The sequence below is a fragment of the Streptomyces sp. NPDC005533 genome, assembly GCF_042871845.1.
GTDB lineage: Bacteria > Actinomycetota > Actinomycetes > Streptomycetales > Streptomycetaceae > Streptomyces.
In genome coordinates, this window is record NZ_JBIAJH010000009.1 from 140,409 (window position 1) to 155,051 (window position 14,643).

The following is a 14,643-nucleotide window of genomic DNA, read 5'->3' on the forward strand; positions in this document are numbered from 1 at the left end:
GACACCGGTGACCGCATGGACGACCCCGCAGCGCCCGATTCCCCCGTGCGCCCGCCGCCGCACGGGAGCCCGGCCCCGTCCGGGGACCCGATGCTCACGGCGCGCTTCGCCGTTCCGGCCGTACCGCGGCTCCTCGTGCACCGGCCCGAGCTGCTGAAGCGCATGGCGGCCGGGGTACGGGGGCCGCTCACCGTCGTCAACGGTCCCGCCGGTTCGGGCAAGACGGTGCTCGCCGCCCACTGGGCGGCCGGCGGGCTCGCGCCGCGTCCCCCCGTGTGGCTGACGGTCGAGCCGGGCGACGCCCCCGGCGCCCTCTGGGCGTACGTCCTGGAGGCCCTCCGCCGGGGCGGGGTGGCGCTGCCGGCCGCCGTGGGCACGCCCACGAGGGCCGAAGGAGTGACCCGGTCGTTCCTGGTGCGTCTGGCGGAGGGGCTCGCCGCGTCGACGCAGCCCGCGGTCCTCGTGCTCGACCAGTTCGACACGGCGCAACCGCCCCCGACGATGACGGAAGGACTGGACTTCGTGCTCCGGCACGCGGCCGGGGGCCTGCGCATCGTGCTCACCAGCCGCACGGACGCGCTCCTGCCGCTGCACCGCTACCGGGCTGCCGGTGAGATCACCGAGATCCGCCAGGCGGACCTGAGGTTCACCCACGAGGATGCCGAGGCGCTGCTGGCCGAACACCGGCTGGAGGTCTCGCAGGAGGGGATCCGGCTGCTGGTGGAGCGGACCGAGGGGTGGGCGGCCGGGGTGCGCCTGTGCGCGCTGGCGATGCAGCACAGTGCCGACCCCGAGACGTTCCTCCGCCGGTTCGCGGCCGACCGCACGATCATCGCCGACTACCTGCTCAGGGAAGTGCTCGACGCCCAGCCCCCGCACACGCAGGACCTGCTGCTGCGGGTCTGTGTCACGGACCGCGTCCACCCGGACCTCGCGGACGAGCTGACCGGCCGCGACGACGCCGCCCGGACCCTCGCCGGGCTGGCCCGCGACCACGCCTTCGTCGAACGGATCGATGCGTCGGCCTGGTACCGCCTGCATCCGCTGTTCGCCGAGGTCCTGCGCGCGCACCTGCGGCAGCGCCGTCCCGGACTGGAGCCCCGGCTGCACGGACGGGCGGCGCGCTGGCTGGCCCGGACGGGCCGGCTCACGGAAGCGGTCCTCCAGGGAGCCGCGGCCGGTGACTGGCCGTTCGCGACGGCGCACCTGGTCGACAACCTGGCGATCGGCCGGCTCCTCACCGGCCTGGACGCGGACCGGCTGGGCCGGGCGTTCGCCGGCATGCCGGCCGATCAGAGGGGCGCGGCTCCCGCACTGGTGGGGGCGGCCTGCCGGCTAGCCGAACGGGACCTCCCCGGATGCGAGGCCGGGCTGCGGCAGGCGGACACGCACCTCGGCCCGGACTCCGGCCCGGCGGAGAGGCTCGGCCGCGCCTTCCTCGGCGTACTCGCGGGGCGACTGGCGGACGACCTGACCGCCACCGAACGGGCGGCGGCCGACCTCAGCCGACTGCTCCCCGAACTGGCGCCGCACCGGCTCACCGAACGCCCCGAGATCCGCGCCCTGGCGGCCGCGGCCCTCGGCGCCGCCGAGCTCGGCGCCGGACACCTCGACCGCGCCGCTTCCACCCTCACGTCCGCCGTCGACGCGTGCGGGGAGACCCGTACGGAGTACCCGCTCTGTGACGCGCTCGGCTCACTGGCCCTGACCGAGCTGATGCGCGGCCGGCTGCGGCAGGCGACCGCACGGGCCCGCGCCGCGCTCGCCGTGGCCGAGCAGTACGCGCTGCCGACCGAGCGCCGGACCGGCGCCGGCCACCTCGCCCTCGCGGGCGTCGCCATCGAGCAGGACGACCTGGCTGCTGCCCGGCGCCACCTCGACCTGGCGGCCGCGGAGGCCGGGACCCGTCCGGAACCCGTGGTCGCCGTGGCGGCAGCCGTCATCCGCGCCCACCTCGCGGCGGCCGAGGGCGACGGCGAGGCAGCGCTCGCCGCTCTCCGAGCGCCGGGGACGGCCGGGGCGCCGGTCCGGCCACAGGCCCGGGCGGTGGCCGAGCTGGCGGTGGCCGAGTCGGCCGCCCACCTGGTGCGTGGTGACGCGGCCGCGGCCCTGCGGGTGCTGGACGCGGTGGAGCCCGGGGACGGAGAGCGCCCGGCGCACCTGGTGGCCCGGGCCCGCGCCCTGCTGGCCGCCGGCCGCGGCGAGGACGCGGCGCAGGCGCTGGCGGGCCTGCCGCAGGACGACGGCGCGCCCGCGGCCGTACGGGCCCGGGCGCGCCTGCTCCAGGCGCAGATCGCCGCCGCGGACGGCGACCCCGAAGAGGCCCGCCGACGGCTGGGGGAGGCGCTGGGGCTCGCCCGGCCCGAGGAAATGCGCCGGATGTTCACCGAGAGCGGCCCCTGGGTGCGCCGGATCCTTGGCCGGGACCCGCAGCTGGCCCGGCTGCACGGCTGGCTGGTCTCCCGCACCCCGGTCCGTGCGCCGGCGTCGCCGGCCGGCGGGCAGCAGCCACCGGTGGTGGAGCCGCTGAGCGAGCGGGAGACCGAGGTGCTGCGCAAGGCCGCCGCACTGCTGTCCACCGAGGAGATCGCGGCCGAGCTGTACCTCTCGCCCAACACGGTCAAGACCCACCTCAAGAGCATCTACCGCAAGCTCGCCGTCACCCGGCGCAGCGAGGCCGTCCACCGGGCGCAGGACCTCGGGATGCTGTGAGCCGTCCCGGAGGCCGCCGGTGCGGCCGGCCTTCTCGCCCGTACCGGGCGATGCCGGGCCACCGGGCGAGGACCGACGATGAGGACGACGGAGGCCCCGCCCCGTCCCGTCCCGTCCCCAGAGGAGTGAGTGCTCTCATGCGCTACGAATTCCGCATCTCGGGCGTCGTGCCGGACACCCTCGCCGCGAGCTTCCCCGAACTCGACCGGATCCCCGTCCGGGAGCAGACGCTCCTGCACGGCAGCGTCAGCGACGAGGCCCACCTGTACGGCCTGCTCACCCGCTTCCAGTCCCTGGGCCTGCGGGTACTCGAAATGCGCCGGCTGCCCGCCTGACACCACGCGCGCTCCCGGCGGAGCCAAGACCACCCGCTTCGGGTGATCACAGGCACTCCCGCGCCGGACGACACTGCGATGTGGGTGCCGATGCCTGTGACCCGGCCGAGCCGGAAGCAGGACGGTCCGGCGCCGTACCGCCATCTGTGAGGTGAATTCCATGGGTCAGCCGACACCGACCGGGGGGAACTGGAACACAGGCCCCGCGCCGGGCAACGCACCACTGCTCCCCGGCAGCCAGAACGACGGTGCGGGGAGCGTGGGCACGCTGTTCGCAGCGGTGCTCCTCCTCGTGACCGGGTGCCTCGCGATATTCCAGGGCATCGCGGCCATCTCCAAGGACGACGTCTACTCGCGCATCGGCAACTACGTCTTCGAATTCGACCTGACGGCATGGGGCTGGATCCATCTCGTCATCGGCATCATCGCCGTGCTCACCGGAGTGGGCCTGATCGCCGGCTCGAACGTGGCCAGGGGCGCGGGCATCGCACTCGCCAGCCTCAGCGTCCTCGCCAACTTCATGTGGCTGCCGTACCAGCCCTGGTGGTCCATCATCATCATCGCGATCGACGTCTTCATCATCTGGGCCCTGTGCACCAGTTGGACGCACGTGCCCGCCACCGAGTGACGCACGGACGCCCCGCCCCGGCGCGCCTCAGCGAACCCGATCCGGAGGGTTCGCGGGGCGCGCCCGTCCGTCGTGGAACAGCCGGCCGAGGAGCGCACCGCCGAACACGACGACGCCGATGCCGACGAGCCAGGACTGGATGACGAGGACGGTGCCGAAGGGCCCGTACGAGACGGCGCTGGACGCGATCAGCGGTGAGAAGACCAGGCGGGAGAAGACCCGGAGCCCGAAGAGCCCGAGCATGGTGGCCACCGCTCCGGGGAACAGGGCGCGCCAGGGGATGCGGCCGGCGAGCAGCAGCCGCTGGGACCACCAGAAGAACAGGGTGCCGATGACGACCGTGACGAAACCGCGGGCGGGGGAGTGGCGCCACGGCGGGGAGATCGCGGAGAGGTAGAGGGCGCCGATCAGCACGGCGAGCCACAGGACGTGTCGCCATCTGTTCCACCAGCGGGCCGGGGGCAGGTCCCAGACCTTCTCGTAGCCGCTCTGCAGGGCCGTGCCGAAGGACAGGCCGAACACCGTGAGCAGGGCGAGGCCGAAGGCCGTCGTGGTCCGCCACACCTGACCGGGCAGGGCGAAGAGCTGTTTGATCTCCACCATGGCGGGTGCGGACACGCCGAGCCCGTCACCGAGCCATTGGGCGAAACCCTGTCCGTCGGTGGCGTCGGCGGCGGACACGACGACCAGCAGGGGGACCAGGGTCAGGAAGCCGAGCGCGGCGAACCCGAGCGCGCGTTGCCACAGTTGCAGGTCCCGGACGTTTCCCCAGCGGCGTCCGGCCCGCACCCGGCGGATGCTGCTGGCGATGCGGGCGGCCGGCGACGGCTGCTTGGTTCCCTCGGATCTGGTCGTGGGCATGGCGGCTCCAGCTGCTGCCCTTCCCACGGTAGGACCTCCCGTGCGAGGGCGTCCACCACATCGCTCAGCCGCCCGTGGCGCCGGTGGGCGGCGCGCTGTGCGGCCGCGCCGCCGCCCGTGGCGCGCAGGTGGTCGAGCAGGGTGTCGACGAGGAGCAGGTCGCCCGAGGCGCCGAGTCCGGGTGCGGCCCGCTCGCGCAGCCGGTCGACCAGCTCCCAGGCCGGCAGGCGTGCGCCGCGGCACGGATCCAGTCCGTCACCGTCGAGGCCGTGCAGGGCGGCGAGCCGGTGTGCCTCCCGCAGCCTTCCGCCCTCGACGCACGGCGCCGGCCGGCCTTCGTCGATCTCCGGCAGCACGGTGGCGGCGAGCCCCCGTACGAGTGCGGCCAGCAGGACGACGGTGTCCAGATCCGCGTTCACGTCGGCGATGCGGATCTCGAGCGTCGGCACGTGCTCGGAGGGCCGGGCGTACCAGTAGATCATCCGTCGGTCCAGGAGGGCACCACACCGTACGAGGTCGTCGGCGATGCGCTCGTAGGCCCCCTCGTCCAGGACGGGGGTGGGCCCCACCGTGGGCCAGCGGCCGTGCTCGACCGCGCGCCAGCTCGCGTAACCGGTGTCCCGGCCGCGGTCGAAGGGGGAGTTGGCGGCGAGCGCCTGCAGGACCGGGAGCCAGGGGCGGATCCGGTTCGAGACCTCCAGGGCCTGGGCGCGGTCCTCCATGCCGATGTGCACGTGACACCCGCACACCACCTGGTCGCGGGCCCCGATGGCCGACGCGAAGCGGGTGGCCATCCGCCGGTAGCGCGCGTCGGGCGTGATGGTCAGCGGACGCTCCGGAGGGATCACGGGGGTTCCGGAGGCGAGGAGCAGGCATTGCTCGGCCTCCGCGGCCTTCCCGAGCTCACCGCGCAGTCCGGCCAGGTCGGCGGCGAGCGCGGCCGTGCTCGACGTCGGCCTGGTGCACACCTCGACCTGCGCGGTGAAGAACTCCGGCTGGACCAGTGCGCCCAGCCGGTGCGCCGCCTCCGCGATGACGCGCGGCCCGCGGCCCACCGGGGCGCGGCTGCGGCGGTCGACGAGGATGAACTCCTCCTCGACCCCCATGGTCAGCTTCGGCGTCTGCCCGCAGGGGTCCACGGTCACGGGGCTTTCGGGCTGAACGGAAAGTAGTCCGTGTGCCGGTCGGAGGGGAGCACCGAATAGCTGGCCTCCGGCAGCTCGTTCCAGAGGCCGGGCAGGTTGCCCAGGGGTTCCGACACCACGATCCGCGTCTCGTCGGAGACCTCCCTGAGGTAGTCCAGTTCCGGATAGAGGTGGCGTACGGTGTCGGCCCGGCTGCTGTAGTACAGCGACCGGGAGCAGCCCTGGCTCGAATACCTGAACGCCCAGACCTGCTCGCCGTCACTCACCGCGATCGTCATCTGCAACGGGTTCGGCACCCCGTGCTGCCGTCCGAGATCCTCGACGAGACCCGCCATCCGGGCCACGGCGCCCGGGACGTCCTGGTCGAGGCCGAAGGTGACCGCGAGGTAGAACATCACCTCGGAGTCCGTGGAGCCCTCGATGGACGGGAACAGCGCCGGGTCGACCGCCATGCAGAGGTCGCGCTGCAGCCGGTGGAAGTCCGTGACCGCCCCGTTGTGCATCCACAGCCAGCGACCGTGACGGAACGGGTGGCAGTTCGTCTGCTGGATAGCCGAGCCCGTCGAGGCACGGACGTGGGCGAAGAAGAGGCTGGAGCGCACGTGGGCGGCGAGCTCGCGTAGGTTGCGGTTGTTCCACGCGGGTCCGATGTCGCGGAACACCGCCGGCGTGCCGTCGTCGTTCCCGCTGTACCAGCCGATGCCGAAACCGTCCCCGTTGGTCGACTCGACCCCCTCGCGGGAGCGGAGGCTCTGGTTGATCAGCGAGTGCTCCGGCCGGTAGAGCACGGCATCGAGCAGCATCGGCGAACCCAGGTACGCGAGCCAGCGACACATGCCACATCTCCTTCTCGGCTTCCTCCGAGCCTAATCCCGCCGGTGTCGTGGTTCGCGCCGACGGACCGCCCGGGGGCCGTACGCGACCCGTGGGGCGCGGACGCGGGGAGGAGCGGTCCGCGTGTTTCCGGCTACGGATGGTGGCGTAAGGGTGATGCCGGGGCGCCGGCGGCGGCGTCGGCATGCGCGCGGCGGCTCCATTGCCCAGGATGGTGGGATCCGACCCGCGTGCCGTAAGGAGCCCCCGATGCTGGAGCGCAAGCTGCGCAAGGACCGTACCCAGGTGACGTTCGTCCTCCCCGCGGACAGTCCGGCCGGGACGGTGAGTGTGGTGGGCGACTTCAACAACTGGCAGCCCGGGGTCCACACCCTGCGGCCGCGCAAGGACGGCAAGCGCGCCGTCACCGTCGAACTGCCCAACGAGAGCACGCACTGCTTCCGGTACCTGGCGGCCGGTGACTACTGGTTCAACGACGAGAGCGCCGGAGACCAGGAAGGCTGCAACAGCCGCCTGCACACCTGACCGGATCGGTCAGGATTCGAGAAGCACCGGCGGGGGAGCGGCGCCTAGCGTGAGGGGCATGACCTCTCTCGCATCCGTCACCCTCGAGGTGGCCGACCTCCCCGCCGCCGACCGCTTCTACACCGCCTTCGGTCTGGGCACGCAGGTGCGCCTGCGTGCCTCGGACGCGCCGACGACCGGGTTCCGCGGTTTCGCGCTGGCGCTCACGGTGTCCCAGCCGGCCGACGTCCGAGCCTTCGTCGACGCCGCCCTCGACGCCGGCGCGACGACGCTGAAGCCCGCCGCCAAGTCGTTCTGGGGCTACGGAGGCGTCGTACGGGCCCCGGACGGGACGATTCTGAAGGTCGCCAGCTCGGCGAAGAAGGACTCCGGCCCGGCCACCCGGGAGATCGAGCAGCTCGTCCTGCTGCTGGGAGCCACGGACGTGTCCGCGACCAGGCAGTTCTACGTCGGTCAGGGCCTCGTGGTCGCCAAGAGCTTCGGCAGCAAGTACGTCGAGTTCGCCGCCGGGCCGGGCCCCGTCAAGCTGGCGCTGTACGGGCGCCGCGCCCTCGCCAAGGACCTCGGCGTCCCGGTCGACGGCACCGGATCGCACCGTCTCGTCCTCGGCAGCGGTGCCGGCTCCTTCACCGACCCGGACGGCTACGCCTGGGAGCCGGCCCCGGCGCCCACCGCCTGATCCCCCTCATCCCTCACCGCGGCGGGGGCCCGGTGGGACCGGCGGGCATCGGGTCGCGCCACATCGCCCAGAGGACCGGCCCGCCGTCCGGCATCCGGATCTCGCGGGTGACGCGGAAGCCGAACCGTTCGTAGAAGGGCACGTTCGAGGCCTTGCTGGACTCCAGATAGGCGCACTGCCCCAGCCGGTCGCAGTGGGCCAGCTGTTCCCGCACCAGGGCCGTACCGACGCCCGCACCCTGCGTCGCGGGGTCGGTTCCCAGCGTCGACAGGTACCAGTGCGGGACGTCCGGGTGGGCCTCGTGCAGGGCGTTCTGCACGTCCGCCGCCCGCGACAGCCCCCGCACGCCGAAGACGCGCGCGTAGTGCGGCACGGCCGCCAGTTCCCACACCGCGGAGGCCTTCCAGAGGCCGGGACCCGACCAGAGCGCGGCGGCCAGGAGCCGGCCGCCGCTGGTCGCGGCCAGCCGGACACCGCCGGCCCGCGGCCGCTGCTGCCGCTGGGCCAGCTTGAAGTAGGCGGCGATCCTGCGCTCGCGGCCGGCGGGGCCGGGGACCATCCACGTCATGACCGGGTCGTCGGCGAAGGCGCGGGCCAGGAGCGCGGCGACGGCTCGCGCTTCGACCGGCCGCGCGCACCGGATCCCGTAGCCGGAGGAAGCCGGCGCTGTGCGTGCGTTCATGGGATCACGGTAGGCAGCGGGACCGGGCCGCCGCTGCCGTCCACCGGCGGACACGCCGCACGGATCACCCGCCGACGTGCGGGTATTCGTTGGCCCGGGAACGGCCCGCCCTGCTTGGATGCGGGCATGGACACTGCCCTTCCGCCCGGTTACGACATCTCCACCGCCCCCGAGCGCCTCGACCGCGCCCTGATACACCGGTGGCTGTCGCAGGACGCGTACTGGGCCCTCGGCCGGCCCCGCGAGAAGCAGGACCTGGCCATTGCCGAGTCCCTGAACTTCGGCGTCTACGACAGCGCGTCGGGTGCGCAGGTCGGCTACGCCCGCGTGGTCACCGACCAGGCCACCTTCGCCTGGCTCTGCGACGTCTACATCGCCCCCAGCGTCCGCGGCAAGGGTCTGGGCACCGCCCTGGTCGGCGCCGTCAAGGACCACCTCGCCCCGCACGGACTGCGCCGCATCCTGCTGGCCACAGCGGACGCCCACGGGGTGTACGCCGAGGTGGGCTTCGAACCGCTGGGCGAGCCGGGCAAGTGGATGGTGCTGGGCGAGCAGTGAGCCCACGGGCGCTGACGTCCTCGTCGCCGCCGCCTGCGGGGGTCCCTGGACCCCGCGCGGGTCCGGGGCTCGACGGGTCACGGGACCGGGCGACTGACGGTGTCGTCGACGGCTGTGACAAATGTAATGGGTTGTCAAGGTGCCTCTGCATCCGAAGGTGGATGCCGGGTTCGTCCTGGCGGAGGAGGCCGCGCCTCGGGTGCGGGGCGAAGAATCGAGGTGTCCCCGGACCGCCCCGGCCCCATCGGGCCGCCGGGCCCACCGGGCCACCGACGAGGAGCTGCCGTGCCCCACACCCGCCCTGACACCGGCCCTGTCCACCGCCCCGCCGTGACCCCCGTGCCACGCCTGCGCCGGGTCGCCTCCGCCACCGCCGTCGCCGTGGCCCTGCTGGCGGCCCTCGCGCCGGCCGCGGGCGCCGTGGGCGAGGGTCCCCCGGCCACTGACGCCGCGGTGGCGGGACGGCACCCCGACCGCGCCCAGCTGCAGAGGAGGCTGAACGCCATCCACGAGGCGGGCATCTACGGCGTCTACTCCGCGGTCCGCGACGGCCGCGCCCGCTTCGACGGCGCCGCCGGACTCGCCGACGTCTCCGCCGGGTTACCGGCCCGGCCCGACCTGCGGCACCGCGTCGGCAGCGTCACCAAGACCTTCACCGCCGTCGCCGTACTGCAGCAGTCGGCGAAGGGCCGGGTGGGCCTGGACCGGCCGGTCGGTGACTACGTGCCCGAACTCCTGCCCGGCGAGCGCGGCCGCAAGGTGACCGTCCGCATGCTCCTCAACCACACCAGCGGAATCGACGACTACGTCGCGGACGCCTTCCCCTCTCTCCGCACCGGCACCACCCACAGCCTGGACGACCACCGGTTCCGCACGGTGCGACCCGCCGAGCTGATCGGATACGGGGTCGGCCGGCCCCAGCTGTTCGAACCCGGTACCGGCTGGGCCTACGCCAACACCAACTACGTGCTGTTGGGCGAGGTGCTCCGCAAGGTGACCGGACAGGACCCGGAGCGGCTGATCACCCAGGACGTCATCCGGCCGATGGGCTTGCGCGACACCTATTTCCCCGGCGCCGACCCGTACATCCGCGGCCCCCACGCGCGCATGTACGAGAACTTCCTCGGGCTCATCGACCCGCCCCGCGACTACAGCACCTACAACATGACCTGGGCCGGCACCGCGGGAGCCCTCGTCTCCACCCCGCAGGACCTCAACACGTTCTACCGCGCCCTGCTGAGCGGCGACCTGCTGCCGCGCCGCCAGCTCGACGAGATGCGCACCACGATCGACGTCAAGGACGAAACGGGAGCCGTCGCCCTGCGCTACGGCCTCGGCATCTACTCCCTGGACACGCCCTGCGGGCCCGCCTGGGGTCATGACGGGGCCGTCTGGGGCGCCGGCACGTGGGCACTGTCCAGTCCGGACGGCGCACGACAGTTCGCCATCGGATACAACCTGATGAAGTACCAGCGGCTCAGCGAGGACGGCACGGTCCTCCTCCCGCACCCGGCCGACGCCGCTTTGATCGACTACAAGGACCGGTCCCTCTGCGGCACCACCGCGCCGCGCGCATCGGACCCGGCCGCCGGCAACCGTGCCCTGCCGGTACCCCGCGCGCTGCCCCAGGTCGACGCGATGCCGCCCCGACAGTGGGCGAGCTCCGGCCTCTGAACTGCCCGTTCCGCATGATGCAGTCATCCCGTGTGGTTCTCTGTGTGACGCAGGAAGTGCGCCCCATGGAGGACTGCGCCGGGGCGGGAACGTGGCTACGCTGGGAAAGGCTCCCCCCGGTCCGTGCCTCCGTGCACGACCACCTAGGACGATCGATGCCCATGAAACGCCTGGCAGAGTCGCGCTCGACCAGAGGAACCCCCGCGGTCGCCACGGTGGCCGCCATGGCGGCTCTGGCCGCCGCGTGCCTGATGCCCGGGTACTCCGCCGCGGCCGACGCCGCTGCCGTCGCCCCGGCCGACGGTCCCTGTGAGACGTCACTGGCGGACAGCTTCTGGCGCGCACCCGTGGACCGGCTGCCCGTGCACCCGAGCTCCGGCCAGTACGTCTCCTCGATCGGTTCCGCCGAGTCCCTGCACCCGGACTTCGGCTCGGGGCGCACGGAAGGCGAGCCCTTCGGCATCCCCGTCACCGTCTCGGACGCGAACCTGCCGGAAACGAAGGTGACCCTGGACATCGCCGAGGAGAGCGACACGTCCGGGTACCGGATCCCGCCGAACGCCAAGATCGAGAACGGTCCGGCGAGCAGTGGGGACCGCCACGTGGTCGTCTGGGACCGCGCCCTGTGCAAGTCCTACGAACTCTGGAACGCACGCCAGCAGGGCGACAACGCCTGGCACGCGGGATCGGGCGCGGTCTTCGACCTGCGGTCCCACGCGCTGAGGCCCGACGGGTGGACCTCGGCCGATGCCGCCGGCCTCGCCATCCTCCCCGGGCTCGTGCGCTACGACGAGGCGGCGGCGGGGCGGATCGACCACGCGATCCGCATCACCGTTCCGCGCTCGGACCAAAGCTACATCTGGCCCGCACGGCACCAGGCGGGTGCCGCGGCGGACACGTCGCTGCCTCCCATGGGGCTGCGGCTGCGGCTCAAGAGTTCGGTGGACACCTCGCAACTGGCCCCGCAGGCCAAGGCCGTGGCCGATGCGCTCAAGAAGTACGGGGCCATCGTGGCGGACAACGGCTCGGCCTGGTACATCACCGGCGAGGAGCACGCCGGTTGGGACAATGCGCAGCTCGACGCGCTGAAGGGCTTCAAGGGCTCGGACTTCGAGGCGGTCGACACCTCCGGACTCCAGCAGTCGCCGGACTCGGGCGCGGTCGCGCCGAAGTGATCCGATCCCCAGCGGGCCCGTGATCCCGCATCGGTCCCTGACCACGCCCCGCTGCCCCCCGCACCGCACCAGCGGGGCCGAGCCCGGCGGGGGAGGCGCGTCTCAGCGTTCGGCGAGCTCCGAGGGGGCTTCCTGCACCACCCAGCCGTTCCCGTCGGGGTCGTTGAAGGTGAGGAAGGAGTTCCAGGTCCCGCCTTTGCCGTCCTCCCAGCCCGACGCGCCGACATGGCGGACCGGGGACACGTCAACCCCCCGGTCCGTCAGGTCCCTGTGGGCCGCCTCGATGTCGACGACGCACAGCTGAAGGCCGTGGAGGGTGCCGGGGGCCATCGTTCGGGTGCCGGGCGCTGCCGGCATTCCTTGGAGCATGGCGATGGAGCAGCGGGAGCCGGGCGGCGTCATCTGGATGATGCGCACGCCGGGCGCGACCTCGTCGTCGAGGTCGACCCTGAAGCCGATCTTTTCGGCATAGAAGGCCTTCGCGCGATCCATGTCGGTGACGGGGACGGGGACCACTTCGAGCGTCCAGTCCATGGGTGCCTCCTCGGGGGTGTCAGGTCGTGAGTGCCGAGCTGGGTACACCGTCGCCCACGCGGGCAGGTCGGGCACGTCGAAACGCCCAACAAGCCTCCGAGTTGCGCGGACCCGGGCGTCCGCCCTCGCTCATGAAAAAGAGTCGTTCGTGCGAGCCTCCGCCGGTACGGTGACGGGATCGTTCGTGCCGGGTGCCCGTGAGGTGTGCGTGTGTCCCGGCAACTCCCGAGCTGAGAGCAGGTTTGTCTCATGGCGTGTCGTATCAGTGAGCTCGTGCTCGAATGCCGCGACCCCGAGGCGCTGGCGCGGTTCTGGTGCGAGGTCCTCGACTTCGTCGTGCTCGACCCCGGGGACGGGGACTACGTGGAGATCGGGCCGCGCGAGGGCTTCGGCGGTCCGCAGCCGACGATCGTCCTCATTCGCAGGGACCAGCCGGAGCCGGGAAAGCCCCGGCTGCACATCGACGTCAACGCCACCGACCGCGACCAGGACGCCGAGCTCGAACGCCTGCTGGCGCTCGGTGCGCGCCCGGCCGACGTCGGCCAGACGGGGGAGGAGCCGTGGCATGTGCTGGCCGACCCCGAAGGCAATGAGTTCTGCCTGCTGAAGGCCCGCCTCAATCCGCTCTGACGCCCCTCGGGTACACCTCCCCTTTTCTCCCCGCCCCTACGCCGGTCGGTTCGCCTCGTGCTCGGCGCCCGGTCGGCGTAGGACCAGGAGGATCAGCAGAACGAAGGCCGCGAACGCGGTGCCCGTGCGGAACAGGTTGAAGAGCTCCCAGCGGTCGAGGATCTCGGCGTGATCGACGGGCGCCGAGGTGACGGCCCACTCCTTGATCCGGCCGTTGATGGGGACGTTGCCCAGCCGGGTTATCAGGAAGGAGGCCAGGACCAGCAGCCCCGCCCCGCCGGCCAGCCATCGCGTGGTGCCGCGGGTCATCACCGCGAGCGCCGCGGCGCTGAGTGCGGACAGCGCCATGGCGCCCTGCATGGTGATGCCGTTCATCTCCATCAGCCGGGCGTGGAAGGACAGCCTCATCTCCAGCGGTACGGCGTCGAACGTGGGGACGAGATTGGCCGCGCCGTAGCCGAACGCGCCCGCGAGCGCGCCGGTGGTGAGCAGGGCGAGACTCTTGACGAGTCTGATGGGCATACGGACCACCTCTGTGGACTTGGTGCGGTGAGTGACGGAAGCGTGAGCTGTGTGCCGCTGCCTCGACGGCGAGCCTCAGGCACCGCTCGGCTGGATCATTCTGCGGCCCGCGGTGCTTCCGCCGTCCACGGCGATCGAGGCACCCGTCATGTAGGGGAAGTCGTCGGACGCGAGGCCGAGCACCGCGCTCGCGATCTCCTCGGCGCCGGCCATCCGTTCGAGACCGTCGACGTTGAGCGGGCCCCACGCCTGCTTGTACTTCAGCCGATCCGCGTCCGGGATTCCGGGCGGGCGGACGAAGGGGGTGTCGGTGGTGCCCGGCAACAGGGCGTTGATCCTGATTCCCTTGGGCCCGTACGCGAGTGCCGCGGACTTCACCAGGCCCTGCACCGCCCGCTTGCTCGCGGTGTACGCGGCGCCGTTCGCTCGCGCCTGCTCGGCCGCTGACGACGAGGTGCAGATGATGACGCCGTGCTGAACCCTGAGCATGTGCGGAATCTCGTACTTGACGGCGAGGAACACGCCCCGCGCGTCGGTCGCCTGGACGTCGTCCCACTCCTCGACGCTCATCTCGTGGGGGAGTCTGCCGCCGCCGATCCCGGCGTTGTTGAAGGCCACGTCGAGGCCGCCGTAACGGCTCGCGACCCGGTCCACGAAGGCGCGTACCTGAGCGTCCACCCGCACATCGGCTTGGATGTAGGTCGCCTCACCGCCGGCGTCCCGGATCTCCCGTTCCACCTGGCGCCCCAACTCGGCCCGTCGACCGCAGAACCCGACATGAGCGCCCTCCGCGGCGAACGCCTTCGCGGCCGCCCTGCCGATGCCGGACGTGCCACCCGTGACGAGCACCGACTTCCCCAGGAAGCGGCCCGCCTTGGCGCGGGACCTCGACGGGGCGCCGGCCGCGTGGGCGGTGGTGCCGGAAGCGGCGCCGCCCAGCCCCAGAGCCGCCGCTCCCCCGAGGAGGGACCGCCGCCCGAGGGTCGCGGACCGCGCGTCGGCGCCGGCACTGCTGGCTGTATGCGTGTTCGCGTTCGTGTTCACTTCCGTATCCATGGCGATCACGCTCGCAGGCCGCACGGGGTTGCCGACTCCCTCCACGGGACGGACATCGCGGCCGGTGGGAGGAGGTGGCCTCCTCCCACGGCA

At 72.7% G+C, this 14,643-nt stretch carries 16 protein-coding genes; 9 read left to right on the top strand and 7 right to left on the bottom strand.

What is annotated here, in order from left to right; all coding sequences use genetic code 11:
• Positions 1–15: 15 nt before the first annotated feature.
• From ACFYP3_RS11935 to ACFYP3_RS11945, 3 genes are all read left to right on the top strand, one after another.
• Complete coding sequence (locus ACFYP3_RS11935) at positions 16–2,712, top strand: LuxR C-terminal-related transcriptional regulator (RefSeq protein WP_388830590.1); 2,697 nt, start codon at positions 16–18, stop codon at positions 2,710–2,712.
• Positions 2,713–2,849: 137 nt separating this feature from the next.
• Positions 2,850–3,047 (top strand): hypothetical protein, encoded by a 198-nt coding sequence (locus ACFYP3_RS11940; RefSeq protein WP_388830593.1) that lies wholly within the window; start codon positions 2,850–2,852, stop codon positions 3,045–3,047.
• 160 nt (positions 3,048–3,207) lie between these two features.
• A complete protein-coding gene (locus ACFYP3_RS11945) occupies positions 3,208–3,675 on the top strand; it encodes a hypothetical protein (protein WP_388830596.1) in 468 nt (155 codons plus the stop codon).
• A gap of 27 nt (positions 3,676–3,702) precedes the next feature.
• On the opposite strand, the gene ACFYP3_RS11950 is transcribed toward ACFYP3_RS11945, so the two are convergent.
• From ACFYP3_RS11950 to ACFYP3_RS11960, 3 genes are read right to left on the bottom strand one after another with little or no spacing between them, the layout of a single operon-like run.
• A complete protein-coding gene (locus tag ACFYP3_RS11950; protein ID WP_388830785.1) occupies positions 3,703–4,485 on the bottom strand; it encodes a ribonuclease BN in 783 nt (260 codons plus the stop codon).
• Positions 4,380–5,681: a glutamate--cysteine ligase gene (locus ACFYP3_RS11955; protein ID WP_388830599.1), complete on the bottom strand. Its 1,302-nt coding sequence runs from the start codon at positions 5,679–5,681 to the stop codon at positions 4,380–4,382. Before ACFYP3_RS11955 ends, ACFYP3_RS11950 begins: the two co-directional genes overlap by 106 nt.
• Positions 5,678–6,517, bottom strand: coding sequence for a class II glutamine amidotransferase (locus ACFYP3_RS11960; protein WP_030721580.1), 840 nt, complete (start codon positions 6,515–6,517; stop codon positions 5,678–5,680). The genes ACFYP3_RS11955 and ACFYP3_RS11960 overlap by 4 nt, the downstream gene beginning before the upstream one ends.
• Before the next feature lie 247 nt (positions 6,518–6,764).
• On the opposite strand from ACFYP3_RS11960, the gene ACFYP3_RS11965 reads away from it, so the two are divergent.
• Both ACFYP3_RS11965 and ACFYP3_RS11970 read left to right on the top strand, forming a co-directional pair.
• Entirely contained in the window at positions 6,765–7,040 is a 276-nt protein-coding gene (locus ACFYP3_RS11965; RefSeq protein ID WP_030721582.1) for an isoamylase early set domain-containing protein, read from the top strand.
• A gap of 58 nt (positions 7,041–7,098) precedes the next feature.
• Positions 7,099–7,719: a glyoxalase gene (locus tag ACFYP3_RS11970; RefSeq protein ID WP_388830604.1), complete on the top strand. Its 621-nt coding sequence runs from the start codon at positions 7,099–7,101 to the stop codon at positions 7,717–7,719.
• A 13-nt stretch (positions 7,720–7,732) separates the two neighbouring features.
• Here the strand turns inward: ACFYP3_RS11970 and ACFYP3_RS11975 are convergent, their stop codons facing one another.
• The gene (locus ACFYP3_RS11975) at positions 7,733–8,401 is read right to left on the bottom strand and encodes a GNAT family N-acetyltransferase (protein ID WP_388830607.1); all 669 of its coding nucleotides are present in this window, start codon (positions 8,399–8,401) and stop codon (positions 7,733–7,735) included.
• Positions 8,402–8,527: 126 nt separating this feature from the next.
• Here ACFYP3_RS11975 and ACFYP3_RS11980 point away from each other — a divergent pair, with 126 nt between their 5' ends.
• The 3 genes from ACFYP3_RS11980 (at position 8,528) to ACFYP3_RS11990 (ending at position 11,808) form a co-directional block, all read left to right on the top strand.
• Positions 8,528–8,959: a GNAT family N-acetyltransferase gene (locus tag ACFYP3_RS11980; RefSeq protein WP_388830610.1), complete on the top strand. Its 432-nt coding sequence runs from the start codon at positions 8,528–8,530 to the stop codon at positions 8,957–8,959.
• Positions 8,960–9,289: 330 nt separating this feature from the next.
• On the top strand, positions 9,290–10,633 hold the full coding sequence (locus tag ACFYP3_RS11985; protein WP_388830613.1) for a serine hydrolase domain-containing protein: 1,344 nt from the start codon (positions 9,290–9,292) through the stop codon (positions 10,631–10,633).
• A gap of 161 nt (positions 10,634–10,794) precedes the next feature.
• Positions 10,795–11,808: a hypothetical protein gene (locus tag ACFYP3_RS11990; protein WP_388830616.1), complete on the top strand. Its 1,014-nt coding sequence runs from the start codon at positions 10,795–10,797 to the stop codon at positions 11,806–11,808.
• Positions 11,809–11,910: 102 nt separating this feature from the next.
• On the opposite strand, the gene ACFYP3_RS11995 is transcribed toward ACFYP3_RS11990, so the two are convergent.
• Positions 11,911–12,342: a VOC family protein gene (locus ACFYP3_RS11995; protein ID WP_388830619.1), complete on the bottom strand. Its 432-nt coding sequence runs from the start codon at positions 12,340–12,342 to the stop codon at positions 11,911–11,913.
• A 249-nt stretch (positions 12,343–12,591) separates the two neighbouring features.
• Here ACFYP3_RS11995 and ACFYP3_RS12000 point away from each other — a divergent pair, with 249 nt between their 5' ends.
• The gene (locus ACFYP3_RS12000) at positions 12,592–12,972 is read left to right on the top strand and encodes a VOC family protein (RefSeq protein ID WP_388830622.1); all 381 of its coding nucleotides are present in this window, start codon (positions 12,592–12,594) and stop codon (positions 12,970–12,972) included.
• Between the two features lie 36 nt (positions 12,973–13,008).
• Here the strand turns inward: ACFYP3_RS12000 and ACFYP3_RS12005 are convergent, their stop codons facing one another.
• On the bottom strand, positions 13,009–13,494 hold the full coding sequence (locus ACFYP3_RS12005) for a DUF1772 domain-containing protein (RefSeq protein WP_388830625.1): 486 nt from the start codon (positions 13,492–13,494) through the stop codon (positions 13,009–13,011).
• A 75-nt stretch (positions 13,495–13,569) separates the two neighbouring features.
• A complete protein-coding gene (locus ACFYP3_RS12010) occupies positions 13,570–14,538 on the bottom strand; it encodes an SDR family NAD(P)-dependent oxidoreductase (RefSeq protein WP_388830628.1) in 969 nt (322 codons plus the stop codon).
• Positions 14,539–14,643 lie beyond the last annotated feature (105 nt).